This is a genomic window from Streptomyces sp. NPDC093510 (genome assembly GCF_040683555.1).
GTDB lineage: Bacteria > Actinomycetota > Actinomycetes > Streptomycetales > Streptomycetaceae > Streptomyces.
Map to the genome: position 1 here is coordinate 18,720 of NZ_JBFBEE010000037.1, position 23,848 is coordinate 42,567.

Annotated in this window: 20 protein-coding genes; 9 read left to right on the forward strand and 11 right to left on the reverse strand. The window is 70.7% G+C overall.

Translation table 11 applies throughout. The features are described 5' to 3' along the window. Positions 1–25: 25 nt before the first annotated feature. The 5 genes from AB0N81_RS38050 to AB0N81_RS38070 all read right to left on the reverse strand — a co-directional run bounded on the left by AB0N81_RS38050 (position 26) and on the right by AB0N81_RS38070 (position 6,831). Entirely contained in the window at positions 26–3,226 is a 3,201-nt protein-coding gene (locus tag AB0N81_RS38050) for a VCBS repeat-containing protein (protein WP_365366770.1), read from the reverse strand. A gap of 251 nt (positions 3,227–3,477) precedes the next feature. Continuing rightward, positions 3,478–4,167 carry a recombinase family protein gene (locus AB0N81_RS38055; RefSeq protein ID WP_365366772.1) on the reverse strand — a complete coding sequence of 230 codons (690 nt, stop codon included), beginning with the start codon at positions 4,165–4,167 and terminating at the stop codon, positions 3,478–3,480. A gap of 142 nt (positions 4,168–4,309) precedes the next feature. After that, complete coding sequence (locus AB0N81_RS38060) at positions 4,310–4,942, reverse strand: NAD(P)H-dependent oxidoreductase (protein WP_365366774.1); 633 nt, start codon at positions 4,940–4,942, stop codon at positions 4,310–4,312. Between the two features lie 126 nt (positions 4,943–5,068). Then, on the reverse strand, positions 5,069–5,890 hold the full coding sequence (locus AB0N81_RS38065; RefSeq protein ID WP_365366776.1) for an ABC transporter permease: 822 nt from the start codon (positions 5,888–5,890) through the stop codon (positions 5,069–5,071). Next, positions 5,887–6,831 carry an ATP-binding cassette domain-containing protein gene (locus tag AB0N81_RS38070; protein WP_365366778.1) on the reverse strand — a complete coding sequence of 315 codons (945 nt, stop codon included), beginning with the start codon at positions 6,829–6,831 and terminating at the stop codon, positions 5,887–5,889. The genes AB0N81_RS38065 and AB0N81_RS38070 overlap by 4 nt, the downstream gene beginning before the upstream one ends. Before the next feature lie 89 nt (positions 6,832–6,920). On the opposite strand from AB0N81_RS38070, the gene AB0N81_RS38075 reads away from it, so the two are divergent. From AB0N81_RS38075 to AB0N81_RS38085, 3 genes are all read left to right on the forward strand, one after another. Then, entirely contained in the window at positions 6,921–7,685 is a 765-nt protein-coding gene (locus AB0N81_RS38075) for a TetR/AcrR family transcriptional regulator (protein WP_365366780.1), read from the forward strand. An 816-nt stretch (positions 7,686–8,501) separates the two neighbouring features. Then, positions 8,502–8,804 carry a hypothetical protein gene (locus AB0N81_RS38080; RefSeq protein WP_365366782.1) on the forward strand — a complete coding sequence of 101 codons (303 nt, stop codon included), beginning with the start codon at positions 8,502–8,504 and terminating at the stop codon, positions 8,802–8,804. Next, a complete protein-coding gene (locus tag AB0N81_RS38085) occupies positions 8,801–8,992 on the forward strand; it encodes a hypothetical protein (RefSeq protein WP_365366784.1) in 192 nt (63 codons plus the stop codon). Before AB0N81_RS38080 ends, AB0N81_RS38085 begins: the two co-directional genes overlap by 4 nt. Before the next feature lie 521 nt (positions 8,993–9,513). On the opposite strand, the gene AB0N81_RS38090 is transcribed toward AB0N81_RS38085, so the two are convergent. The 4 genes from AB0N81_RS38090 to AB0N81_RS38105 form a co-directional block, all read right to left on the reverse strand. Beyond that, complete coding sequence (locus AB0N81_RS38090) at positions 9,514–10,179, reverse strand: MSMEG_1061 family FMN-dependent PPOX-type flavoprotein (RefSeq protein WP_365366786.1); 666 nt, start codon at positions 10,177–10,179, stop codon at positions 9,514–9,516. Between the two features lie 160 nt (positions 10,180–10,339). After that, a complete protein-coding gene (locus AB0N81_RS38095; RefSeq protein WP_365366789.1) occupies positions 10,340–12,355 on the reverse strand; it encodes an ABC transporter ATP-binding protein in 2,016 nt (671 codons plus the stop codon). Then, complete coding sequence (locus AB0N81_RS38100; RefSeq protein WP_365366791.1) at positions 12,352–12,798, reverse strand: hypothetical protein; 447 nt, start codon at positions 12,796–12,798, stop codon at positions 12,352–12,354. Before AB0N81_RS38100 ends, AB0N81_RS38095 begins: the two co-directional genes overlap by 4 nt. Before the next feature lie 531 nt (positions 12,799–13,329). Continuing rightward, complete coding sequence (locus AB0N81_RS38105) at positions 13,330–13,704, reverse strand: metalloregulator ArsR/SmtB family transcription factor (RefSeq protein WP_365366793.1); 375 nt, start codon at positions 13,702–13,704, stop codon at positions 13,330–13,332. 104 nt (positions 13,705–13,808) lie between these two features. Between AB0N81_RS38105 and AB0N81_RS38110 the strand changes: the two genes are divergently transcribed. After that, positions 13,809–15,170 carry an NAD(P)-binding domain-containing protein gene (locus tag AB0N81_RS38110; protein ID WP_365366795.1) on the forward strand — a complete coding sequence of 454 codons (1,362 nt, stop codon included), beginning with the start codon at positions 13,809–13,811 and terminating at the stop codon, positions 15,168–15,170. A 143-nt stretch (positions 15,171–15,313) separates the two neighbouring features. On the opposite strand, the gene AB0N81_RS38115 is transcribed toward AB0N81_RS38110, so the two are convergent. Together AB0N81_RS38115 and AB0N81_RS38120 are read right to left on the reverse strand one after the other, a co-directional pair. Next, on the reverse strand, positions 15,314–16,000 hold the full coding sequence (locus tag AB0N81_RS38115; RefSeq protein WP_365366797.1) for an HNH endonuclease family protein: 687 nt from the start codon (positions 15,998–16,000) through the stop codon (positions 15,314–15,316). A gap of 208 nt (positions 16,001–16,208) precedes the next feature. Continuing rightward, complete coding sequence (locus tag AB0N81_RS38120) at positions 16,209–16,943, reverse strand: trypsin-like serine protease (protein ID WP_365366799.1); 735 nt, start codon at positions 16,941–16,943, stop codon at positions 16,209–16,211. 169 nt (positions 16,944–17,112) lie between these two features. Here AB0N81_RS38120 and AB0N81_RS38125 point away from each other — a divergent pair, with 169 nt between their 5' ends. The 5 genes from AB0N81_RS38125 to AB0N81_RS38145 all read left to right on the forward strand — a co-directional run bounded on the left by AB0N81_RS38125 (position 17,113) and on the right by AB0N81_RS38145 (position 23,738). After that, complete coding sequence (locus AB0N81_RS38125) at positions 17,113–18,174, forward strand: LacI family DNA-binding transcriptional regulator (protein WP_365366801.1); 1,062 nt, start codon at positions 17,113–17,115, stop codon at positions 18,172–18,174. A gap of 127 nt (positions 18,175–18,301) precedes the next feature. Beyond that, entirely contained in the window at positions 18,302–19,636 is a 1,335-nt protein-coding gene (locus tag AB0N81_RS38130) for an extracellular solute-binding protein (RefSeq protein ID WP_365366803.1), read from the forward strand. Between the two features lie 5 nt (positions 19,637–19,641). After that, positions 19,642–20,625 carry a sugar ABC transporter permease gene (locus AB0N81_RS38135; protein ID WP_365366866.1) on the forward strand — a complete coding sequence of 328 codons (984 nt, stop codon included), beginning with the start codon at positions 19,642–19,644 and terminating at the stop codon, positions 20,623–20,625. Continuing rightward, positions 20,622–21,458 carry a carbohydrate ABC transporter permease gene (locus AB0N81_RS38140; RefSeq protein WP_365366805.1) on the forward strand — a complete coding sequence of 279 codons (837 nt, stop codon included), beginning with the start codon at positions 20,622–20,624 and terminating at the stop codon, positions 21,456–21,458. The genes AB0N81_RS38135 and AB0N81_RS38140 overlap by 4 nt, the downstream gene beginning before the upstream one ends. A 48-nt stretch (positions 21,459–21,506) precedes the next feature. After that, a complete protein-coding gene (locus AB0N81_RS38145; RefSeq protein ID WP_365366807.1) occupies positions 21,507–23,738 on the forward strand; it encodes a glycoside hydrolase family 3 N-terminal domain-containing protein in 2,232 nt (743 codons plus the stop codon). The last annotated feature ends 110 nt before the right edge of the window (positions 23,739–23,848 follow it).

A 23,848-nucleotide genomic window follows, 5' to 3' on the forward strand; every position in this document is an offset into this window, starting at 1 on the left:
CCCCCCGCAACAGTGGCTCCAGGCTCTAGAAAAGGCCCTTGTAGCCACCCCACCCAGTGCTTATCTTCTTGCGCCCGCTGAACGAACCGTTGCCCTTGCCGTCGACGCGGTAGAGGCTGCCGGAGGTGTCGCGCGCGACCAGGTCCGCCTTGCCGTCCCCGGTGATGTCGCCGACACCGACCAGGGTGTTGTACGAGAAGCCCCAGTCGGTGAACACCTTGGCCCGGTCCTTCAACGTGCCGTCGCCCCGGCCCTCGTACCGGTACAGCGTTCCGTCCTTGTGCCGGGCCACGACGTCTCCGATCCCGTCGCCGTTGAGGTCACCGGTCCCGAGGATCTGCGTGTAGGACTTCCAGGCGGACCGGATCTTCTTGCCCGCGGTGAGCGTCCCGTCGCTCTTGCCCGCGAAGAGGTGGATATCGCCGGTCGACGCCTTGCGGGCCAGGAGATCGGCACGGCCGTCGCCGGTCAGGTCGCCGGGCGAGGTGAGGACGTCGTACGCGTTCCAGCCGTCGCCCAGCTTCTTGTACGGCGAGGACGGGGCCGGTGGCTGCCCGCACTGCGGAAGGTAACCGCGCAAGGCGCCGTCGGGCATGCGGACCAGGACGTCGTTGCAGCGGTCCTTGTCCAGGTCGCCGAAAGGCACGGCGAGGGCCTTGGTGGACCAGCCGCCGGCGGACGACTTGCCCGCGAAGCCCCCCTTCCCGTCGCCGTGCTGGAAGGTCATGGTGCCCGAGGAGTTGATGGTGAGCAGGTCCCCGGCCCCGTCGGGTTCCGCCTCGGCACCCGCGTGGTCGTGACGTACGGCCGCACCGCCACGCAGCATCACCGTGCCGTGCGTCTCCAGTGGTGCGCCCACTCCGTCGTGCGGCCGCACCGACAGGGACCAGTCGTAGGCCCCGTTGGGGAGGAACTCGCCCGTGACCTGCGGGTCGGCTCCGTGCCACCCCACGGTCAGCGCGCCACGCGTGACGCCGCCTTCAACCGTGTCCACGACCTTCCCGGTGGTGCGGGCACGCACCGTCAGTTTCCAGCCCGCCGCGGGCTTGGAAAGGAGCAGCCGGGTGAGGGTGTCGGGCGTCTCGTCCGGTGTGGTCGCCCGGACCGAGGCGGCGTTCTCGTCGGGTGCCAGCCGCTCGATCGGCTGGGCCGGTTCGCCGGAGGACACCAGGTGCACGCGTTCCTGGTCGTCGACGTAGGCGGCGGTGGTGCCGGACTTGTCGACGGTCCACCGGACGTGGCGCTGGGAGACGCCCGTGTCGGGCAGGTCACCGATGCGCCGGGTGGCGGCGGTGCCGCCAGACACCGTGGTCAGTTCGAGCTTGCCGGCCGCCTTGTCGTGGGTGACCACGTAGCCGTCGCCGAGCAGCGCCTCGCCCGCAGGCACGGTGACCGTCCTGTTCTCCGTGCGGTCGTACACCCCCGCGGGCCCGTCGGCGCCGCAGCTCCAGTACAGCCAACGCCCCAGCGCCTGCAGTTCGGTGGGGTCGCAGCCGGCGCCCGTGGTCACCTCGTGCACGGTCTTCTTCGCCGTCAGGTCGTACCCGGTCACCGTGCCCGGGGTGGTCCCCGGCGTCCAGAGCACGTCACCCCAGAGGGCGGCCGGGCCCGCGTCCCGGGTCAGCGTGGGGGAGGCGTAGTTGTCGAGCCGGTACACGTACTGCTTGTCGGCCGCCGTGTACAGCACGTACCGGCCGGAGACGTCGGTGATCGTTCCGCCCGCCGGGACGCTCTTCTCGAAGAAGTCGGTGCGGCCGGGCCCGTGCACCCGGAGCCGGTCCTCGCCCTGGTCGTGCTCCAGCCATGCGATCCGGCCGTCGTCGGTGCCGTGGATCTGCGAGCAGGCGAGGTCCGCCGCCGGGCATCCGCCGCCGATCAGCACGTTCGTGTCCGGCGTGAAGGAGGAACGCTCGCCGAAGCCCGGGGCCCCGTTCGCCGGCGCGCCGTCGACCGTACGGGCGTAGTCGTCGCGCCGCCCGCTCGATGAGTCGGTGACCAGCAATCGGCCCTGAGCGAGGGCCAGTCCGCGGACCGCGGCCTTCGGCCTGGGCAGCGGCTTGACCACGGTGACGACCGGTCGCCCCGTGCTGTCGGCGGTGATGCGCTGGATGGCCTGCTGCCCGTCCGCAGGGCCGACCACCACGGCCGTACCGGCGGGGCCCGCGGAAATGGCGGGGCGGTTCATCTTCCCGACGAGCGTCACCGGGCTGCCGCCGCCGATCGGCGCGGCCTTCACCGAACCGGCCGCGGCACCGGTGCGGGGGCGGTACACCAGCCAGTCGCCGACCACCGCGAGGGCGTCCCGGGGCTGAAGCGTGCCGTTCTCGAGGCTGACGGTCCGGGGAGCTGCCGACAGGTCGGAGCGGTCGAAGACGAGGACGTCGGGTGAGTTCCTGCTGTAGACCGCGATGTGCTCGGGCGACAGGGAGGCGAGGATGTGGCCGGTCGGCAGTGCGGCACTCCGGCCCGTGACCTTCCCGGTCCTCGGGTCGGCCTCGAAGACCCGGTTGGTGCCACCCGTCGCGCCCAGGAAGAAGAAGGACGTCTCGTCGACGCCGAGCGGCGGACCGACCACGCTCCCCGCGGGCAGCCCGCTGACCGTCACATCACGCGTCCCGCCGTCGGCGCCCGGCGTGAGCAGGTGCAGGGTGTCGGGCTCGGGCCCCGTGTCGTCGGCCGACTTGGTGTGCGTGACGACCGTGGACCCGTACGTCGCCACGAAGATCTGGCTCTCGGGATAGCGCAGCGTACGCGTCGTCCGGTCCACCGCGTCCCACATCTCGACGACGTTGCCGCCGCCGGGCCGCCTGGCCAGAGAATCGCTCCCCGTGGGCTGCACGCCGAGCGCCTGCACGGCCTCGGGCACGGGGAAGGTCTTGCCGTCCGCGTAACGCGTCCAGACCAACCCGTCGTAGCCCTCCAAGCGGTGGAAGACCCCCTTGGCGCCTGCCCCGTCGGCGCCCTTCAGCTGCTCCGGCGCGAACAAGGAGACGGAGAGGTCTTTGCTGCGCTCGGTCGCCGGCACCACGGCCTCGGAGGCGGCCGAGGCGGCCGAGGCGGCCGAGACATTGGAGGCATCGGAGGCGTCAGCGGCCCCGGACGCGGTCGGTGCGGCGGAGGCCGACACCCCCAGAGGCCCGATCCCCGCCACGATGGCGGCGGAGACGGTCACGGCGATGCCGAGACGTCTCGCGCGACGGTGACGCATCAGGGCATGACGAGCCATGGAACTCACGGAAAATCCCTCCCCAGGTGCGGGGAGGGTGTGTCACGGACGACGATCCGACCCCCTGGCCGCCGCGTCCTCCCCGAAGTTGCATGATCCTACCGCCGGCCGTCATCCGTTCCAGGGCGAGCCCGGCGAGCGTCTCTACCAGGCCCTCGACAACTGATCTGCCGGTGAGAGGAGACCGTCCGACGACGGAGCCGGCCGGGGCCGGTAGGGACGGCTGTGCCACGCCCAACCGTGCTGGAGGATCAAGGAGCAGAGGTGCAGCGTATCCAGGGGCAGAGAACCGGCCGCCGTACGAACGGAGCCTGCGGGTGCGGTTTCCGTCCGTGGACAGAAGACCCCAGCCTTGGCTCCTGCAGAACTCCTCGCTGCCGTAGCGGCCTGCTCGTCGTGTTCGTGCAGCATCCGCATGACGGTGGGGTGCGGTCGCGGATGTACTCGCGTTCCATCCCGGACATGGCCGCGAGTACGGTGAACACGATGCTGGCCGGGTCGTGCGAGCCCTTCAGCTCTCCGGTGAGGAACTCCGGCCCGGCCTCGCTCACCTTCAGTTCCTCGGCGAGCATGGCGAGTTCGATGCCGCGGCCGAGCCGCTTGTGCTCGTGGACGACGAGGGTCACGGCGGCGCCGGAGGAGCGGATCTCCCCGGCAAGCTTCACGGCGGCCGCCATCTCGGGCCGTTTCGTGGCACAGGTGGAGATCTTCTCCGAGAAGACCCGCGTCACCTCGGCCTCGGCGAGGGAGTCGAGCTGTGCGTCGAGGGACTGCCGGGCGGTCGAGGCGCGGGCATAGCCGAGGCGGAAGCGGGCGGTGTGGTACTGGATGGCCACGTTGCCCTTGCCGGTCCGGCACGGGGAGCCCACCGGGGCGGCGCACGCGGACATCGGGCAGTCGTGCGATTTCACGCGCCGGGGTCGCTTGAAGTCGTCGCTCACGACCCCGGACCGTTTCATGAGTGACCGTCTGTGAAACACCGTCGGCTCGGGTGGCAAAGCCGCAACCGTGCCCCGAGCTGACCGCACAGCCGATCAACCGTCGTTGGCCCGGCGGATGCAGAGTGCGCGGAAGCGGGCAGCGTCACTTGGCTGCGGTTTCACGGCCGGCGTCGCGGGCCGCGGCCAGGGCTTTGGTATGCACGTCGGCGGCGAGGTCCTGGAGGTGTTCCATGCCGGGGGAGGTGGCGGCGAGGGTGAGCTCGCGTTCGATGACGACGAGGTCGGCCTGCCACACGTCGGCGAGGATTCGCTTGAGGTACGGCGTGGAGTGGTCCCAGCCTTCGCGCGGAGTGCCGGGGGCGTAGCCGCCGCCTCGCACGGTGGCCAGGACGGTCGGCTTGCCCTTGAGTACCGGGCTGCCCAGGGGCGCCCCGGCGATGACCAGGTCGACCCAGGTCTTGAAGTGCTGGGAGACACCGAAGTTGTACAGCGGCACGGCCAGTAACACCGCCTCGGCGGCCTCGAGTTCCGCGGTGAGCGACCCAGCGAGGGCGAGCGCGTCCCGCTGGGCGGGAGTGCGGTCGGGTTCGGGTGCCAAGTTGCCGGTGTGGGCGTGTGCCCAGGCGTCGGCCGGCAGCGGGTCGGTGCCCAGATGGCGGCGTATCACCGGCGCGTCCCGATGGACTGCGGTCCACTCCGATTCCACGAGGTCGGCGAGTTCAGCGCTGGCGGACGTGCCGGGAAGGATGCTGGCATCGAGTCGGAACAGGCTCATAGCGTCTCCATGGTGTTGGTGTTGGTGTTGGTGTTGGTGTTGGTGCGGGTGCTGGTTTCGATGGCAGTGCGATTCCGGTGGTTCTCCGGCGCGGTGAGCGGCTTTGAGGGCAGATGCCTGGAGTGGTCAGCGCCCTCTGCGCGTGTAGGCGCGGAGCGACAGCGGGACGAAGATCACCAGAAGCGCGGCAGACCAGAGCAGGACAGTGGTCACCGGATGCGCCAGTGGCCAGGCCACATTTCCGGACGGGGTGCCCGGGTTGCCGAACAGCTCCCGTGAGGCTGCGGTGAGCGCGCTCACCGGGTTCCAGTCGGCCAGGAAGCGCAGCCAGCCCGGCATGCCGTCGGTCGGGACGAACGCGTTCGACAGCATCGTGAATGGCAGGCCCAACGGCACCATCGCATCGGCGACCTGGTCGTTCTTCACCGCTAGGCCCACATAGACGCCCACCCAGCTCAGCGCGTACCGCAGCACGATCATCAGCAGGAACGCCTGGGCGGTGGGGATCAGGCCGCGGTGCGGTTGCCAGCCCACCAGCAGGCCCGTGCCCACCATCATGGCCAGCATCAGCAGGCCGGTCAGCAGGTCGGCGCCGGTCTGCCCGAACGGCACCGCCAAGCGCGCCATCGGCATGGAGCGGAAGCGGTCCATCACACCGCGGGAGGCGTCGGCGGCCATCCGCGTCATGACCCCCAGCCACGCGGAGAAGGTCACCATCGCGAACAGGCCCGGCATGAGGTACTCGCGGTAGTCGCCGCCGTCCGGCACCTGGATCGCGCTGCCGAAGACGTACCCGAACAGCACGACCATGACGGCCGGGAAGATCAGCGCCGCAACGAGCTCGCCGGGAGCGTGTCGCAGCCGTCCCAGCTCGCGGCCGACCAGGGTCAGCCCGTCGGTGCACGTCCACCGCAGGCGGTGGCCCGGCGGCGGGGCGAGGTCGGTCATCGGGCCAGCTCCTTGTCGTCCGTGAGGCGCAGGAACACCTCGTCGAGGGTGGGGCGGCGCAGCCGCACGTCGGCCGCGGCGACCCCGGCCCGGTCGAGCTCGCGCATGACGTCGAAGAGCCGGAAGCTGCGGCCCGGCAGGGCGACGCTGAGCCGGTCGTCGCCGGTCGTCGTGGGATCGGTCCCGGCCAGGGCTTTCAGTACGGTCGCCGCCGGATGGAGGGCGGCGGGGTCTTCGAGTTCGACGTCGAGGCGGTCGCCGATGGTGGCCTTCAGTTCGTCGGGGGTGCCCGTGGCGATCACCTGTCCGTGGTCGACGACGGCGATGTCGTCGGCCAGCTGATCGGCCTCGTCCAGGTACTGCGTGGTCAGCACTACCGTGGTGCCGTCCGCCACCAACTCGCGGATGTTGTGCCAGATCTCGCCGCGGCTGCGCGGGTCCAGGCCGGTGGTCGGCTCGTCCAGGAAGAGCACCTCGGGGCGCAGGATGAGGCTGGTGATCAGGTCGAGGCGGCGCCGCATGCCGCCGGAGTAGCCGGTGACCTGCCGGTCGGCGGCGTCCGTCAGATCGAAGCGTTCGAGCAGTTCGTCGGCCCGCCGGTGCGCCTCTCGCCGGGACAGGTGGGAGAGGCGCCCGAACATGCGCAGGTTGCCGCGGCCGGTGAGCTTCTCGTCCACGGCGGCGTGCTGGCCCGCGAGCCCGATCCTGGCGCGCACCTTGCCGGCGTCGCGGACGACGTCGTGTCCGGCGATGCGGGCGTGCCCGGCGTCGGGATCGGACAAGGTCGCCAGGATGCGCACCGCGGTCGTCTTCCCCGCGCCGTTGGGCCCCAGCACGCCGCAGACCGTTCCTCTCGGGACGCTCAGGTCCAGACCCCGTAGGGCGTGGGTATCGCCGAAGGACTTGTGCAGCCCTTCGGCGACCACGATCGGATCAGTCATAAAACCCCTCCACTGAGTACGTTGTACGCGGTCTCGACGGACACGCTAAACGACTGGGTACTATGTACGCAACCAAGGAGGCGGGAACAGTGGCTGACGCCGAGTACGTGAACATCTGGATGCGACCCGAGCGCGCGGCCTACGGGCCGACGCCGGTCTACAGCCGCGCGAAGATCACCGAGGCGGCCGTCCGGATCGCCGACGCCGAGGGTCTTGAGGCCGCCACCATGCGGCGGATCGCCGCCGAGATCGGCGCCGGCGCGATGTCCCTCTACCGGTACGTCCCGAACCGCGAGAACCTGGTCGAGCTCATGGCCGACCAGGTGATGGGCGAGATCGACGTCACGGACATGCCCTCGGGCGACTGGCGCGCCGACCTGACCCGCTATGCCGGCGAGCAGCGGGCCATGTGGATGAGGCACCCGTGGATCGCCACCGTGCAGCGGTCACTCCCCAGCTTTGGCCCCAACCAACTGCTTCTGATCGAACGGCTGATGGGGGTGCTCGACGCCTTCGTCCCCATCGACGAGAACCTCGGCCTCGTGGCCCTGCTGAACAGCTACGTCGAGGGCACCGTCCGCGAGGAGATCAGCACGGCCAGGGAAGTCCGCCGCAGCGGGCTCAACGAGTCGGAATGGATGGCGCGGAGCTACCCGTACGTCGACCGGCTGGTGAAGAGCGGGGAGTACCCGATCTTCACCAAGATCGTGATGGAGGCGCGCCAGCCGCACCTGAGCCGCGAAGACCAGTTCCGGCAGGGGCTCCAGCGCGTCCTCGGCTGCATCGCTGCGGCCCTCCCATCAACGGCGGAGTCCGAACAGGACGGGCCAGGGCAGGCTCGTAGTCGACCATGAAGTTCGAAGACCAGGACCCGAACTTCTTCGAGTCCGACGCGCAGGCGTTCCCCCGGCCCCACCATGCGGTGTCGCGGGCGGCGACCAGCGACCAGTCGGGCCTCAGACGCTCGGCGCCCGGGCACACGCACTCGAGCAACCAGTGGTCCACAAGCAGCTCTGAACCGTCGTGCCACAGCCGCCGGGCCGCCTCTTCCCGTACTTCCGGAGCCTTGGCCGCCAGATCGTGCACCACCTTCCGCGCAAGGAAGACCTCACGGCGCCCGGGGCGCAGGACATGGCCGGTCGCGCGCTCCCAGTCGGCCAGCACGGTGGTGGTCCCGCTGGCCGAGGCGTCCGCGGAAGGCGCGACAGAGATGTCCCGCTCATGACGCTCGTCCCGCTCACCGCGACGCCGCTCTTCGCGCACGCTCCGCCACGCGTAGCCGGGGTCGCCGACCAGACGGGCCCTCAGCCACTCCAGCGGTTCGTCGACCGCCGGGCCGGACGGGCCGGACGGGCCGGCCTTTGGAACGAACAGGTTCAGACGCGCGTGGATGCCGCCCGTCGTACGGCCATGCCGCTCAGCGAGCTCGGACAGGTCAGCCCCTCGCGCACCCCGTCGACAAGCTGAGCCTCCTCCGCGTCACTCCACGCACGGCCACGCCTCGACCCGGGCGCCCGACCCTGCACGCTCTTGCCCCCCGCCACGACTTCGACCGCTGTGGGGGCAGTATGCCCGGCGCTGCTGACACCGCACACCGCAGACCGCCCACCGCCCGGGTCGAGGGACTACTTCGACTTCGTCGACAGTCCTCTGCGGCGCTCGTAGGATGCGTGGATGCCCAAGCCGATAGGCCCGAACAGATGAGTCGCCGCGCGTGGGGTGCCGCGTGGGTGACGTTGTGCGCGGTCGGCATCGCCGCCACCGCCGGACTGAACGCCTCATCGACACCGGATCCGCGTGAGAAGCCCGTCAGCGCCGAGTGCGCCGAGTACATCGCGAACATCGAGAAGCAGCTGGCGAAGGCCAAGCGGGAAGGCGAGTCGAACGAAATGCAGGGGTTCGCGCTAATTCGCGTCGGTACTGAGGACGACTGCGACGACGAGTTGCACGACCACTTGCGTGGCGATCAGTGAGTCGCGGTACACGGCTCGCCGCGATGGCAGGGCTGGCCTGCGCCGGTGCCGGGGTGATCATCGCCGTTGCCGCCGCGTCCGCGTCGGAACCGGAGCCGCGCCCCACGCCGCCGCGGGTGTACTCCTCCTGCCTGGCTGCCGACACCAAGCCGATCTCCGCGGACGACGATCCGTGCGACGGCCGTTGAGAAACCCTCAGCGCCGCCCGCCCGCCCGCACGCAGTCCGCTGTCCTTCCGCACCAGGCCACCGCCCGTCCCGGGACGCCGACGCCGGGACAGGTGACTGCGCTCGGGGCGCCGGTCGGAACCCGAGGGTTCGCGATGCCGTAGGAGACCGCTCCCCACCGCTGCCGCCCTCCCGGTTCGACGAGCTGGCCATCGGCCGACTGCGCGCCGAACTCGCCCCTCTGCTGCAGGCCCGCGCCTACCCCTACCTGTCCGACTACGCCCGTTCCGCATCCCTGCCGCCCGGCGCCCGTTGCGCGTTCTACCGTTCTGGCCGCGACCTGCTGGACCAAGTCGACCTCTACCGGCTCTGCTGGTCCGGTGACACGCTGCTGACGAAGGACACCGTGCCCGCAGGCAGGCCCTGACAGAGTGAGGGCCATGAAGTACGGCATACGCCGAGGAACCCATGCCGTGGACGACCCATGCCGTGGACGACCCATGCCGTGGAGAGCCCGGCGTCGAGAGGGACTCAGTCCGCACTCACTCGTAACGCAGGCGCAGTGACTCCCGTTCGGCTTCCTCGATCTGGTCGACGGTCAGGCCGGGCAGGTTCAGCTGGGTCAGCGTCACCTCGGCGCTGGTCGGCTGGGCGTCGGCAGGCACCCATCGCTCCGGTTGCCAGGCGTTGGCGCGCAGCAGGGACTTCGGGCAGTGCGGGTAGACCTGCTCGGCCTGCACCACGATGGCCGTGACCGGCGGTTTTCCAACGGCTGTGAGCTGGGCGAGCAGTTCCGGGCGCGCCGAGACGCAGGCGCGGCCGTTGACGCGCAGCGTGGTCGGGCGGCCGGGGATGAGGAAGAGCAGTCCGACGCGTCCGGTCTGCAGCACGTTGTGCAGGGTGTCGAGCCGCTTGTTGCCGGTCGCGTCGGGGATGACCAGGGTCCGCTCGTCGAGCACCGAGACGAACCCGGCCGGGCCGCCACGCGGCGTCACGTCCGCCCGGCCCTCGGCGTCCGCGCTGCCGATGAATACCAGCGAGGAGCAGCCGATCAGCGCCCGAGTCTCCTCGGTCAGGTGGTCCATCTCCTTGCGGAGCGCGTTCGGGTTCGGGTTCGGGTATAGCTCGCGTAGTTGGCCCGGGTCGGTGAGGGCGTCCGCCTGGAGGGATTCGAAGAGCGAGCCGGCGACCCCAGTGTCGATCATCATACGAACGACCCTAGAAGACGATCTCGAAGTGCGCCGGTCATCGCGTGATCTCGCCCGCGCCGACCGATCGCCATCCATCGGCGCGGGGTTCGGGGGCGTCGCTCGGGGGCGGCGTCCGCGAGTGGCGTGATGATGCAGAACCCGGCTGTGTCCCGGACCGTCACTGGGCCTCGACCTCCGTGCTGGTGGTCGTGAGGTAGCCGGAGGCTTGGAGGGTGAACATCGCCGCATACTCCCCGCCGCCGGCCATCAGCTCCTGATGGGAGCCGGATTCGATGATCCGGCCCTCGTCGAAGACGTAGATCTGATCGCATTCCACGACGGAGGCCAGCCGGTGCGAGATGAGCACGGTGATGCGGTCGCTGCAGTGTTCGCCCCGCAACACGGCCCGGTATACGGCGTGTTCGGCCTTGGGGTCCATGCTGGCGGTGGGTTCGTCCAGCAGAAGGACCGGCGCGTCCTTGTACAGGCCGCGGGCGACAGCGATCTTGGCCCACTGCCCGGCCGACAGCTCCTGTCCATTCTTGAACCGCTTCGACAGCAGGGCGCGCCACGTCTCCGGCAGCGCGGCGATGACCTGTTCGGCTCCGCTGGCCCGCGCGGCGGCGAGCGCGCGGTCGGGGTCGGCCTCGGTCAGCGTCCCCCGGGAGATCGTGAGGTTCGCGAGTGCGCTGAACGGGAAGCGGACCGGGTCCTGGAGCACCGTTGCGACACCGGCCTGGATCGACTCGCTGTCCATGGCCGTCACGTCCACGCCGTCCCAGGCGATGGTTCCGCTGGAGGGGTCGTGCAGCCCCGCGATCAGGCGGGAAGCCGTGCTCTTGCCGGAGCCGTTGACGCCGACGAAGGCGACCGTGGTGCCGGCGCGCAACGTCATGGATACATCGTCGAGAGCCGGAGTCTCCTTGCCGGGGTACGTGTAGGTGACGTTGCTGAGCGTGATCTCTTTGACGGTCGGCGGCGCGGGCCGCCCGGTGCGCCGAGGCAGCAACGTCCGGCACTTCTTCTGGAACCGCAGGAGGTCGTCCACCCACAGCGCGTGCTCGTACACGAGGTGGGCGACGTCGACGACCGTGGTCATCGAGGCATGACTGCTCTGAATGGCGAGGACCGCGCCCGCCCCGGCGGCGAGAGGCAGCCAGCCGTTGATGAGCATGGCGCCCAGAACGATGTAGGTGATGCCGGTGCCGATCCCGCCCGTGGCCCGGCCGATGAGCGAGAGGTGGGCGGAGCCGAGGTTGAGCCGGGTGTCCTCGTCGGCGATGCGCTCGGTGAGTCGGTGGTGCTCGGCGAGGAGGGCACGCTGGGCCGTGTCGGAGCGCAGCTCGGCCGCGGCGTCGCGTTCGAGCAGCAGCCAGGAGAAGACGTTGACCCTGCGCTGCAGGGCGTTCCACCGCTTGAAGCTGTGGAAACGGGCTCGCGCGGAGCTGACGGCGGCGATGCCGACGGGCACCACGGACAGCGGCAGCAGCAGGATCAGAAGTGGATGGAGCAGAGTGATGACGCCGGCCGTGCCCACGAGGCCCAGCGTGGCGGAGGCGAGGCTGACGACTTGGCCGACGATCTGCCGGGCGTAGAACAGGCCCCGGTCGCGGGCCCGGTATGCCTCGTCGTGCCAGTCAGGATTGTCGACGATCTCCAGCCGTACGTGCGCGGTCAGCTCCAGGAACTCCTTCTCCAACGCCGTCCGGATCCTGGGCGTCAGCCGGGCCTGAGCCACCGAGACGCCGTACTCCAGCAGCGCGCGCAGCGACAGGAGCCCGACGACGAGCAACAGTTGGGGGATCGCGGCCCGGACCCTGTCGGGCGTAGGGCCCTGGGCGAAGATGTGCTGGGCGACGCCCACCGTGGCCATCAAGCCGAAGGCGAGCATGGTGGCCGCGGCCATCTGCAGGACGATCAGGCAGAGGGTGTCCTTGGGGCCGGCCTGCCACGCGAGGCGGCCGACCTGCCCCACCGTCCGGGGCAGGCGCTTGAAGATCTCACCGACGGTGGCCTTGGACGCCGCACCGTCGTAGACCGACCAGTACGCCTCCTTCATCTGCTCGGTGATGTCCTCGCCGTCGGTGTCCGTCGCCAGTGAGGCCGGCGGCGGACCGAGCCGCTTCTCTCGGGGGTGCGGGACCTCGGCTCGCTCATGGCCGTCCGCGGGGCCCGGCTCGACCGTGTCGCTCATGCGCGCTCCTCTGCCGGAGATGAGGTGCCTGTGCGGGCGGCGGCCTTGCCCGGCAGGCTCCGTTCCGGGGCGCCCGGCCCGGTTCCGGAGAACTCCAGGCGGTAGGAGAAGGGTCGGCCGACCGCGAGCCGGCGTGCGTGCGTGGCGTCGACCTCGCCCCACACGTCAGGCGCACCACTCGACTCGGTGCACCATCGGCACTGCTCGACGCCGTCCGCCACCCGTCGTACGTACGCACGGGAAATGAGCATGTTCAAGGGCAGCGGGAGCGCGGCTTCGCGGACGGCAGGGTCGAGAGGGCCGCCGGCTGCCGGCCGCGCGATCATCGCCCTACGGACGCCGGCCGCCTGCCGCCCGCCCGCGGGTGTGAGGCGGGGAGGAGGCGTTCCGTCGTGCCGGACAGGAGGGGCGGGCTGGTGCATGGGGGCCTCCAAGGGGCGCATGGGGGCCTCCAAGGGGCGGGAGGGGGCACCCGATGTCCCCCTCGCTGACCCCGGACATGCACATGTTGGCGCGAGGGTTCCCCGCGACGAAGTCCTCCAGCAGGGAGCGGGTGAACGGGTGGGCGTCGAAGGGAGGTCCACCGCTCCAGGACTGCGTGGTGAACAACCGGTCAGGTGAGCTACGAGGTGCGCGCCCTGTTCGAAGTTCCGCTGGGCATGGGTGAGTTGCATGCCGTGACGCATCGCGCCTCCTCCTTGACGTGAAGCTCGGGCAGGTGCCCGGACTAACGGCCTCGGAGGGAACACGTACGGGGGTGAGGCGGGCGAGTTCTTCGCGCGAGCGCGAATGTGCGGATGTGGCGTCCCGGCCTTCGCACCGTCCCGACTCTGCCGCGCCAGGCAGGGGGGCGGCGCTCGAATCCGGCGGAGTTGCCGGGCCAAGGCGCGCCGGCTGCGATTCGCCGCGCTGCGGGCGCTGCCGGCCGGTGAGCTGCCCCGGCCCCGGCGACGACGCGTACGGGCCCGTACGGCTCAGCGGGCCGCCGTCGTCAGGAGTTGGCCCATCGCCGCCAGGACGCTCGGCTCGACGCGGTAGTACACCCAGGTGCCGCGCCGCTCGGAGGCGAGCAGCCCCGCGTCCTTGAGCTTCTTCAGGTGGTGGGAGACGGTCGGCTGCGAGACCCCTACGTCGGAGATGTCGCACACGCAGGCCTCTCCTCCCTCGTGCGAGGCGACCAGGGAGAACAGTCGCAGCCGCACCGGATCACCGAGCGCCTTGAACATCTTCGCGGTCCGCTCGGCCTCCTCGGCGCTCAAGGGCCGCTCGTTCAGCGGCGGGCAGCACGGCGTCACCGCCTCGTCCGGCTGGTTCGGGACCGGCAGCTTCACCGCGCTCGAATTCGACATACGTCAATATTGACATCCATCGATACCGCGTGGCAATCTCCCTTATATCGACAGGCGTCGAATCAGAAGATCGGCGTCCTCCTGACCTGTCACTGGAGAACGTGATGAGCGAGAGCACGCCCACCGCCCTGCCCACCGTCGTCATCGGCGCCGGCCCCATCGGCCTGGCCGCCGCCGCCCATCTCATCGAGCGCGGCATCGAACCGCTCGTCCTGGAAGCCGGGCCGTCCGCCGGCAGCGCGGTGCGCGACTGGTCGCACGTCCGCCTCTTCTCCACCTGGGCCGAGGTCGTCGACCCGGCCGCGGAGAAGCTCCTGGCCCCCACCGGCTGGGACAAGCCCGACGGCGCCACGTACCCCACCGGCGGCGACTGGGCCGAGCGGTACCTGCAGCCGCTCGCCGACGCCCTGGGCGAGAAGGTCCGCTTCGGTGCGACGGTCACCGGAGTCGCGCGTGCCGGCCGCGACCGTGTCGTCGACGCCGACCGCGACCAGCAGCCCTTCACCCTGCACGTCCAGGACGCGGACGGCCGCGAGGAGCGCCTGTTCGCCCGCGCCGTCATCGACGCGTCGGGCACCTGGTCGACCCCCGGCCCGCTCGGCGGCGACGGCCTGCCCGCCCTCGGCGAGCGGGCGGTGGCGGACCGCGTCTCCTACCGCGTCCCCAACCTCAAGGACCCTTCCGTACAGGCCCGTTACGCGGGCAGGCGCACCGCTGTCATCGGCTCCGGCGCGTCCGCCTTCACCGCGCTGGCCCTCCTCGCCGACCTGGCCGGGGACGAGCCCGGCACCCACGCCACCTGGATTCTGCGCCGAGGCATCTCCGGCTCTACGTTCGGCGGCGGCGAGGCCGACCAACTGCCTGCCCGCGGCGCTCTGGGACTCGCCGCCAAGGCCGCCGTCGACAACGGCCACGCCGACGCTGTCACCGGCTTCCGCGCCACCGCCGTCGAAAAGGCCGAGGACGGCCGACTGGTAGTGGTCGCCGAGGACGGCCGCCGCCTCGACGCGGTCGACGAGGTCATCGCCCTGACCGGCTTCCGTCCCGACCTGACCTTCCTCGACGAACTCCGCCTCGGCCTCGACGAGCGCCTCCAGGCACCCACCGGGCTGGCTCCCCTCATCGACCCCAACGTCCACTCCTGCGGAACCGTCTACCCGCACGGGGTGGGCGAACTCTCCCACCCCGAAAAGGACGTCTACCTCGTCGGAATGAAGTCCTACGGCCGCGCCCCTACCTTCCTCGCCATGACCGGCTACGAGCAGGTCCGCTCCATCGCCGCCGCGCTCGCCGGTGACCAGGAAGCCGCCGAACGCGTAGAGCTGACCCTGCCGGAAACCGGAGTCTGCGGAGGAGCCGGCCTCTTCGACGAGCCCGAGGCCGACGAGGATTCCGGCGGTTGCTGCGCCGCCCCGACGACACTGCGGATCGGCGCCGGTGCTTCCTCCGCATCGGGCGGCTGCTGACTCCCGAAAGACCGTCCAGGCGGTGGCGGAAGGTCGCGGACGCCTCGGTCGTCGCTCGAGAGGCCGTTCCTGGTGGGGTGACGAACCCCCGTTCCGTACACCGGTGTTCGACACCATGCACGTGGCGGTCTCGCGGATCGGCCCTACGATCCGGCGGCGGCGTCCGGAGGGGACGTGTACTCGACCTGCTGCCGGCCGCAGCCCTTCGCGAGGTCGCGGAGAGCGGCGGCCTCGGCCCTGTCGACGGTCAGTGACCACCGCAGCTTCGTCGCCGTCCAGTCGGCCGCGTAGGTGCAGTACGCGTCCGCGAGCTGCGGCAGCCACTCGGCCGGGTCCTGGTCGGCCTTGGCGCGGTGGCTCTCCGTCGTGACCGCCACCAACGACTGCTCGGCATCGAGGTCGTTGGCGTAGTCCTCGCGCCGTTCGGGACTCCACTGGGAGGCGCCGGAGTCCCAGGCCTCGGCCAACGGAACCATGTGATCGATGTCCAGGGCCCGCGGCTCGGTGACCGTCTTCCCGTCGAAGTACGAGTACCAGGAGCCCGCGGTGATCCGGCAGTCGCCTTCGAGGACCGCCCGAGTCCGGGACTCCGCGATCAGGACCTCCGCCCGGGTGGCGCAGTCGTCGTGGTCATCGTCCACCCAGTACTTGAACGCACTGCGTACATAGCCGCCACGATCCTCCGCGGCCACCGGCAGCCGGCCGACCGCGTCGGCCAGGCTCAGGGGGCGGGGCTGGGGAACGGCCGGTGCAGCGCGCACGGTCGTGGCTGTCAGGGGCAGCAGCGCGAAGGCGGCGGCCGAGAGGGCGCGCGCGGGCATGTTCATCACGAAGGCAGTGATACCGGCCGCAGCCGCCGTCCGGAGGCTGCTCCGGCCCGATCTCACCCAGCAGGAGGGAACAGTCGTACTGGAGCGGCGCGCGCGGACCGGATCGGGGGCGGGACGCGGACAGCGCCGACCCCGTCCGGCCGGGGAGAGCTCCAGGCTCTCCCCGGCCTCCCGCTCCGCCGCGCCGCCCGGCGTACAGCCGTCGTCGCTATCGACGAATGACCGAGCGGATCCAGGAGAGCTGCTGGGAGACCTCCCCGGCCTCGGCGCTCTTCTCCCGGTCGGAGCCGTTGAAGACGCCGATGAGGGTTTCGGTGCCACGCGGACCGACGGTCATCACCGGGCCCCCGGAGTCGCCACCGGCGGGAATCCCGGACACCTTCTTCATGCAGAAGTCGGGGCCGCCCGGTGCGGTGTGGCCCGCGCACAGGGGGTCGTTGGGCCGGACGACCTTCAGGTCCGACTGCTTGAGGACGGGGGACTGGCAGGCGCTCTCGTCAGTGGTGCAGGTCGCGCCCCACCCGTACTGCCGTACGGCCTGGCCGCGGTGGACGCCGACCGTGGCCAGGCGCGCGATACGGACGTTCATCGGCGCGACCTTGACGAGCATCATGTCGGCGTGCGCGCTGCCCACGCGCTTGCGTGGGATGGGGCGGACCGTGGTGCCCCGCCGCATGTCGAGATGGCCGACCCGGAAGGAGATCCGCCTGTCGGCGACCGGCTGTGCCTGCTCGTAGAAGCAGTGCGAGGCGGTGAGGATCCACTGGCGGGCGACCGCTGTGCCGGTGCACGCCGGTTTGCCGTCGACGAGCATGCGTACCGCCCACGGGCCGTACGTGCTCTTCGATCCGCCGATGACGGCGGAGGCCGGAGCGGACGACATCACCGAGCCCGCGACCAGCGTCAGGACGGTCAGTAGCAGTACGCGAAAGCGACGCACCATGCAGAACAACTCCTCACAAGGGGGTACAGCCGTACAGGTAGTGAGAGAGCCTGCTGAGCAAAAGCGTTCCGCCCGCCCGTGGCGTACTGGGTCACCTTCACTTCTGGCGACGGCTTACGGTTTCCGGAAGGCGCCCGGACTTTCCGGGTGTCCAGCGACGGAGGTGGGGATGGTGGCCGGGGAAGACGCTCAGCGCAAAGCAGGCACGCGGAGTCCGGACGGCGCGGCGAAGGTGACGATCGCCGAGATCGCACGGGAGGCCGGCGTGTCCGTGCCGACCGTTTCACGCGTCGTCAACGGACGGTCGGACGTCTCGTCCGCGACCCGCGCCCGGATCGAGGACCTGCTGCACCGGCACGGCTACCGGCGTCGGCCGACCGCCCCCGGGGCCCGGGCGGCCCTGCTCGACCTGGTCTTCAACGACCTGGACAGTCCGTGGGCCGTCGAGATCATCCGGGGCGTGGAGGAGGTCGCCCACGAGGCGGGCGTCGGCACAGTGGTCTCCGCGATCCACGACCGGGCGGGCGCCGCACGTCAGTGGATGACCAATCTGCGGGCCCGCGCCTCCGACGGAGTGATCCTCGTGACGTCGGTGCTCGAACCCGGGCTCCACGACGAACTGCGGCGCCTGGGCGTGCCGTTGGTGGTGGTCGACCCGGCCGGATCTCCCGCCACCGAGGCGCCGACCGTCGGCGCCACGAACTGGGCCGGCGGGATGGCGGCGACCGAGCATGTGCTCCAGCTCGGACACCGGCGCATCGGGTTCATCCAGGGCCCGCCGCGACTGCTGTGCTCACGGGCCCGGCTCGACGGCTACCGGGCCGCGCTCGACGTGGCCGGAGTCACCGTCGACGACGCGCTCGTGGTGCCCGGCGACTTCTACCACGAGTCCGGATTCACCGGCGCGGAGCGGCTGTTGGACCTCGGCGAACCGCCGACCGCGATCTTCGCCGCGAGCGACCAGATGGCGCTCGGCGCGATCGAGGCGCTGCGCCGTCGCGGCCTTCGGGTGCCGGAGGACATGAGCGTCGTCGGCTTCGACGACCTGCCGGAGGTGCGCTGGTCCTCGCCGCCTCTCACGACGGTCCGTCAGCCCCTGTCGGACATGGGCAAGTTGGCGGCGCGGATGCTGCTCGACCTCGCGCGGAACGTCGATCTGGCCTCGCCGCGCGTGGAACTGGCGACCGAGCTGGTGGTCCGCGCGAGCACCGCACCGCCGCACCGCGCATAACGGAACAGCGCACTCCCAGGGGGCGTCAACGCCCGGTTCTGTCAGGACCGTTGACGCCCCCGACGTATGCCCGTAACTTCCATGGCCGTCTCCCGATAATTCTCGGAACTCTTCCGGAAGGTGCGCCATGCCAGCCTTCGACCGAGCCGTCACGTCCGCGTCCGGCGCCGCGTCCCCAGACCTCTCCCGCCGCCGCTTCCTGGGGACCGCGTCGGCGGTGGGCCTTGGCGCGGCGGGCCTCTCCGCCTGCTCGGACTCCGGGTCCACGACCACCGACAGCGAGGGCCGGACCGTCGTGGAGTGGTGGAACATCCAGACCACGGAGCCGTCGAAGTCCGTCTGGCCCGAGCGGGCCAAGGCGTTCGAGGCCGAGCATCCCGATGTGCGCATCAAGCTCGTCACGATGGAGAACGACGCCTACAAGTCGAAGATGACGGCGCAGACCAGTTCCGGAAAGCTGCCGGACATCTACCACACGTGGGGCGGCGGTGTGCTCCAGCAGCAGATCGACGCCGGTCTCGTCGAGGACCTGACCCCCTCGATGAGGCCGTGGGCCGACACTCTCCTGGCGGCCTCGCTGAAGCCGTACCAGATCGAGGGGAAGACGTACGCCGTGCCGTTCGAGATCGGCGCGGTGGGCTTCTGGTACAACAAGGCGCTGTTCGCCGAGGCCGGCGTCAAGGCGCCGCCCGCCACCTGGGCCGACTACCTCGACGTGGTCGAGAAGCTGAAGGGCGCCGGCATCACCCCCATCGCCCTCGCGGGCAAGGAGAAGTGGCCCGGCATGTACTACTGGGCCTACCTGGCCATGCGGATCGCCGGGGTCGACGGCATGCGGAAAGCCGCTGACGCCAAGGACTTCACCGGTGACGACTTCGTCAAGGCGGGGGAGCACCTCAAGGAGCTCGTCGCGCTCCGGCCGTTCCAGAAGGGCCACCTCGGCGCCGCGTACTCCGCGCCCAACGGGGAGGCGGCCGCCATGGGCAACGGCAAGGCGGCGATGGAACTGATGGGCCAGTGGGCACCCGTAGCGCAGGCCGACGCGGGCAAGGGCATCGGCAAGGACCTCGGCTTCTTCCCGTTCCCCGCGGTCACCGGCGGCAAGGGCGCCCGCACCGACATCTTCGGCGGAGGAGGCGGCTACGCGGTACGCAAGGGCGCTCCCAAGGCAGCCGTCGACTTCCTGAAGTTCTTCATGACGGCCGAGTCCGACCGCATCCTCGTCACAGAGGCCGCGATCATGCCTGTCGTCAAGGACGCGATGAGCGCCCTGACCGACCGCAATCTGGGGCTCGTCTCCGACGCCGTCGACAAGGCGACCGGCTTCCAGCTCTACCTCGACCAGGCGTACCCGCCCGCCGTCGGCCAGGAGATCAACGACTCGGTGGCGGCCCTGATCGCCGGTTCCAAGTCGCCCGAAGACGTGGCTCGTTCGGTCACCCAGGTCGCGAAGAGCCAGTGACCGACATGACCTCCACGTACGTGAAGGAGCCGGCGCCCGCACCACCGCGGCAGCCGGACACCAGGACCGGCCGGCCGTCGGCCCGTCGGGCCGCCGACTGGCTGACCGCCTTCTGCTTCACCCTGCCCGCCCTGCTCCTGTTCGGCGCGCTCGTGCTCGCCCCGATCCTGTACGCCCTCTACGTCAGCCTCTTCAACTGGGGCGGCTTCGGTTCCCCCTCGGACTACGTCGGCCTCGACAACTACACCCGGCTCATCCGCGACCCTGTCTTCCTCGGGGACCTGTGGCGGGGCCTGCTGCTCGTGCTGTTCTCGGTGTGCGTGCAGCTCCCGTTCGCCCTCGGCATGGCCGTGCTGCTCAACCAGAAACTGCGCGGGCGGGCCCTGTACCGGATGCTGTTCTTCGCCCCCTACGTCCTGTCCGAGGTCATCACCGGCGTCCTCTTCTCCATGATCTTCGCGCCCGACGACGGGCTCGCCGACAAGGTGCTCGGCTCGGTCGGCCTCGACGGCCTCGGTGGACTGTGGTTCGCCGACCAGGACCATGTGCTGCCGACCCTGTTCCTCGTCATGACATGGAAGTACTTCGGCTTCCACATGATGCTGTACCTGGCCGGACTGCAAGGCATCCCCGCCGAACTGCACGAGGCGGCCCGCATCGACGGCGCCGGCCCCTGGCACCGCTTCCGCCACATCACCCTGCCGCTGCTCGGGCCGACGATCCGCATCAGCGTATTCCTTTCCGTGATCGGCGCCATCCAGCTCTTCGACCTAGTGTGGGTGGTCACGCAGGGCGGACCCGACCACCACTCCGAGACCATGGCCGTGACCATGTTCCAGTTCGGCTTCAAGCGCTACCAGATCGGCTACGCCAGCGCGGTCAGCATCGCCATGTTCCTCATCAGCCTCGTCTTCGCCCTCCTCTACCAGCGGTCCGTGCTGCGCCGCGACACCCAGGGAGCTCTCACCACCATGCGAGCCTCCCGATGAGCGCGGGCGTGCGCGCGAAGCTGCGCTCCGTGCCGCTGTACGTGACGGTGTGGCTGGTCGGCGTCTTCATGGTCACGCCACTGCTGTACGCGTTCATGTCCGGGTTCAAGTCCACCGACCAGCTCTCCCGCAACACGTTCGGCCTGCCCTCGCCGTGGGTGACGTCCAACTACACCGATGTACTCGCCTCCGGTTCGTTCTGGCGCATGCTGGGCGCCTCCACGCTGATCGCCGTCGGCACGACCGTGCTGACCGTGGGCGCCGCCGCCCTCGCCGCCTTCGCGCTCGCCCGTTTCGCCTTCCGCGGGCGGGAGTTGCTCTTCACCCTCTTCACCGTGGGGCTGATGTTCCCGTTCGCCGTGGCGATCCTGCCCCTCTTCGTCCTGCTGCGCACCTTCGGGCTGCTCGACAACCCCTGGGGCGTGATCCTGCCGCAGGCCGCGTTCGGGCTGCCCATGACCATCGTCATCCTGCGCGGCTTCTTCCGGGAGATCCCCGGTGAACTGGAGGAGGCCGCCACCCTCGACGGCTGCTCGGCGTTCGGGTTCTTCTGGCGGATCCTGCTGCCCATGGCGCGGCCCGCGCTCGGCACCGTGGCCATCCTCGCCGTCGTCGGCAGCTGGAACAACTTCCTGCTCCCGCTGCTGGTGTTCAGCGAGCAGAGCTGGTGGACGATTCCCATCGGCGTGCAGCAGTTCCAGGGCCAGTACGGCACCGACATCGCCCGTGTCTTCGCCTATCTCGTCCTCGCCATGCTGCCCGCCCTCGCCTTCTACGCCGTCGCCGAACGGCAGTTGATCGGTGGCATCACCACGGGCGCCACCAAAGGCTGAGCCCACAGGCGTCAACCTCCCCGTCCCGCACCGTATTTGAGGAGTCCCATGGTCGAGCCATGGCAGGACACCACCCTGCCCGTCCACGTCCGGGCGGCGGACCTGCTTGCCCGGATGACCACCGAGGAGAAGACCGCCCAGCTGTCCAGCGCATGGATCGGCGCCGAGCCCACCGACAGCGGAGCCTCCGATGTCGCCCCCGGACAGCACACCTACGCGGCCCGCAGCGCCGCCCTCGACGCCCTGTTGCCCCATGGCCTCGGCCACCTCACCCGCCCCTTCGGCACCGTGCCCGTCGAACCCGGCGAGGGGGCCGCCCGTCTCGCGGAGCTGCAGCGCACGGTCCGTGCCGGAAACCGGTTCGCCCTGCCCGCGATCGCCCACGAGGAGTGCCTGACCGGGTTCACCGCCTGGCAGGCCACCGTCTTTCCGACCCCGCTGGCCTGGGGTGCCACCTACGACCCGGTGCTGATCACCGAGATGGCGCAGGCCATCGGCAGGTCGCTGCGCGCCGTCGGCGTCCACCAGGGGCTCGCTCCGGTCCTGGACGTCGTGCGGGACCCCCGATGGGGGCGGACCGAAGAGGCGATCGGCGAAGACCCGTACCTCGTCGGCACCATCGGCACCGCCTATGTGCGGGGCCTGGAGGCCGCCGGGATCGTCGCTACGCTCAAGCACTTCGCCGGCCACTCGGCCTCGCGCGCCGCCCGCAACCACGCGCCCGCCTCGCTGGGCCCGAGGGAGCTCGCGGACGTGTTCCTGCCACCGTTCGAAATGGCGGTACGCGACGGCGGCGCCCGCTCCGTGATGCCCGCCTACAACGACGTCGACGGCCTGCCCGCCCACGCCCACGCGGGCCTGCTCACCCAACTGCTGCGCGAACAGTGGGAGTTCACGGGGACCGTCGTATCGGACTACTACGGCATCTCACTCCTCGAGGAGGCGCACCGGATCGCCGACGGGGAGGGCCGTGCCGCACGGCTCGCCCTCGCGGCCGGTGTCGACGTGGAGCTGCCGGCGGCCCGCTGTTTCCACCCCGCCGACGCGCTCCCCGAGGAGCTGCTCGACCGGGCCGCGCTGCGTGTCCTGACGCAGAAGTGCGAACTGGGACTGCTCGACCCCGATTGGGAGCCCGTCACGGGCGGGGAGCCCGTCGACCTGAACCCCCCGCACATGCGGGAGCTGGCGCGGAAGGTCGCCGAGGAGTCGGTCGTGCTGCTCGCCAACGACTCCGGCGCGCTGCCGCTGGGCGGCGGGCCGCGCATCGCCGTCGTCGGCCTGCTCGCCGACGAGCAGGCCGCCATGCTCGGCTGCTACACGTTCCCCCGGCACGTGGGCGTGCACCATCCCGAGCTGCCCACGGGGGTCGAGGTGCCGACGTTCGCCGAGGCGTTGCGTGTCGAGTTCCCGGCCGCCGTGTTCGTCGACGAGCCGGCGGCCGCCGACGTCTGCCTGGCCGTGGTCGGGGACCGGTCGGGCCTGTTCGGGCGCGGCTCGTCCGGCGAGGGCTGTGATGCCGAGGATCTCCAACTGCCGTACGGGCAGGGCGATGTGCTGGACAAGGTGATGGCCTCCGGAGTGCCGGTCGTCATCGTCGTACTCAGTGGAAGGCCCTACGCGCTCGGCCGCTGGGCAGAGCGGGCCGTCGCCGTCGTCCAGGCGTTCTTCCCGGGCCAGGAGGGTGGCGGCGCTGTCGCGGGCGTCCTCTCCGGCCGTGTCGAGCCCTCCGGACGCCTGCCCGTCGGGGTGCCGCGCAGCCCGGGTGGCCAGCCCGCCCCGTACCTCGCGCCGCCGCTCGGCCGGCACGGCTTCCCCAGCGTCGTGGACCCGACGCCTCTGTACCCGTTCGGGCACGGCCTGTCGTACACCGCGTTCAGCTGGGGCCCACCGCTCTGCGACGCCACGGAGTTCGCCACCGACGGCGAGACCACGTTGCGGCTGACCGTCCGCAACACAGGTGACCGCCCCGGAACCGAAGTGGTCCAGCTCTATCTGCACGACCCGGTCGGCACGGCGGCCCGCCCCGAGGTGCGGCTCGTCGGGTACGCCAGGGTGCCGCTGGAGGCCGGGGCGTCGGCCGAGGTGCACGCCACGTTCCCCGCGGACCTTGCCGCGTACACGGGGGCCGACGGCCGCCGCGTCGTCGAACCCGGAGCCCTCGAACTGCGCGTCGCCGCCTCCAGCGCCCATGTCCACCACACTGTGCCGCTCACCCTGAGCGGTCCGGTACGCGAGGTCGGACACGGGCGCCGGATGTGGTGCGAGATGCGGGTCAAGTAGACCTTCGCCGGACCCGAGACCCGGCGGGTGGTGGCCGACCGGCCCGGACTGACTCGACCAACCTGCGACCGACCATGCCGTGAGGGAGCGCTGCCCGGCCATGGGAGCGC

Excerpts from the sequence above, each read along its gene's own strand:
- AB0N81_RS38050 (WP_365366770.1), bottom strand. The coding sequence starts at position 3,226 with ATGGCTCGTCATGCCCTGATGCGTCACCGTCGCGCGAGACGTCTCGGC.
- AB0N81_RS38060 (WP_365366774.1), bottom strand. The coding sequence starts at position 4,942 with ATGAGCCTGTTCCGACTCGATGCCAGCATCCTTCCCGGCACGTCCGCC.
- AB0N81_RS38065 (WP_365366776.1), bottom strand. The coding sequence starts at position 5,890 with ATGACCGACCTCGCCCCGCCGCCGGGCCACCGCCTGCGGTGGACGTGC.
- AB0N81_RS38070 (WP_365366778.1), bottom strand. The coding sequence starts at position 6,831 with ATGACTGATCCGATCGTGGTCGCCGAAGGGCTGCACAAGTCCTTCGGC.
- AB0N81_RS38090 (WP_365366786.1), bottom strand. The coding sequence starts at position 10,179 with ATGATGATCGACACTGGGGTCGCCGGCTCGCTCTTCGAATCCCTCCAG.
- AB0N81_RS38095 (WP_365366789.1), bottom strand. The coding sequence starts at position 12,355 with ATGAGCGACACGGTCGAGCCGGGCCCCGCGGACGGCCATGAGCGAGCC.
- AB0N81_RS38100 (WP_365366791.1), bottom strand. The coding sequence starts at position 12,798 with ATGCGCCCCTTGGAGGCCCCCATGCACCAGCCCGCCCCTCCTGTCCGG.
- AB0N81_RS38105 (WP_365366793.1), bottom strand. The coding sequence starts at position 13,704 with ATGTCGAATTCGAGCGCGGTGAAGCTGCCGGTCCCGAACCAGCCGGAC.
- AB0N81_RS38110 (WP_365366795.1), top strand. The coding sequence starts at position 13,809 with ATGAGCGAGAGCACGCCCACCGCCCTGCCCACCGTCGTCATCGGCGCC.
- AB0N81_RS38120 (WP_365366799.1), bottom strand. The coding sequence starts at position 16,943 with ATGGTGCGTCGCTTTCGCGTACTGCTACTGACCGTCCTGACGCTGGTC.
- AB0N81_RS38125 (WP_365366801.1), top strand. The coding sequence starts at position 17,113 with ATGGTGGCCGGGGAAGACGCTCAGCGCAAAGCAGGCACGCGGAGTCCG.
- AB0N81_RS38130 (WP_365366803.1), top strand. The coding sequence starts at position 18,302 with ATGCCAGCCTTCGACCGAGCCGTCACGTCCGCGTCCGGCGCCGCGTCC.
- AB0N81_RS38135 (WP_365366866.1), top strand. The coding sequence starts at position 19,642 with ATGACCTCCACGTACGTGAAGGAGCCGGCGCCCGCACCACCGCGGCAG.
- AB0N81_RS38140 (WP_365366805.1), top strand. The coding sequence starts at position 20,622 with ATGAGCGCGGGCGTGCGCGCGAAGCTGCGCTCCGTGCCGCTGTACGTG.
- AB0N81_RS38145 (WP_365366807.1), top strand. The coding sequence starts at position 21,507 with ATGGTCGAGCCATGGCAGGACACCACCCTGCCCGTCCACGTCCGGGCG.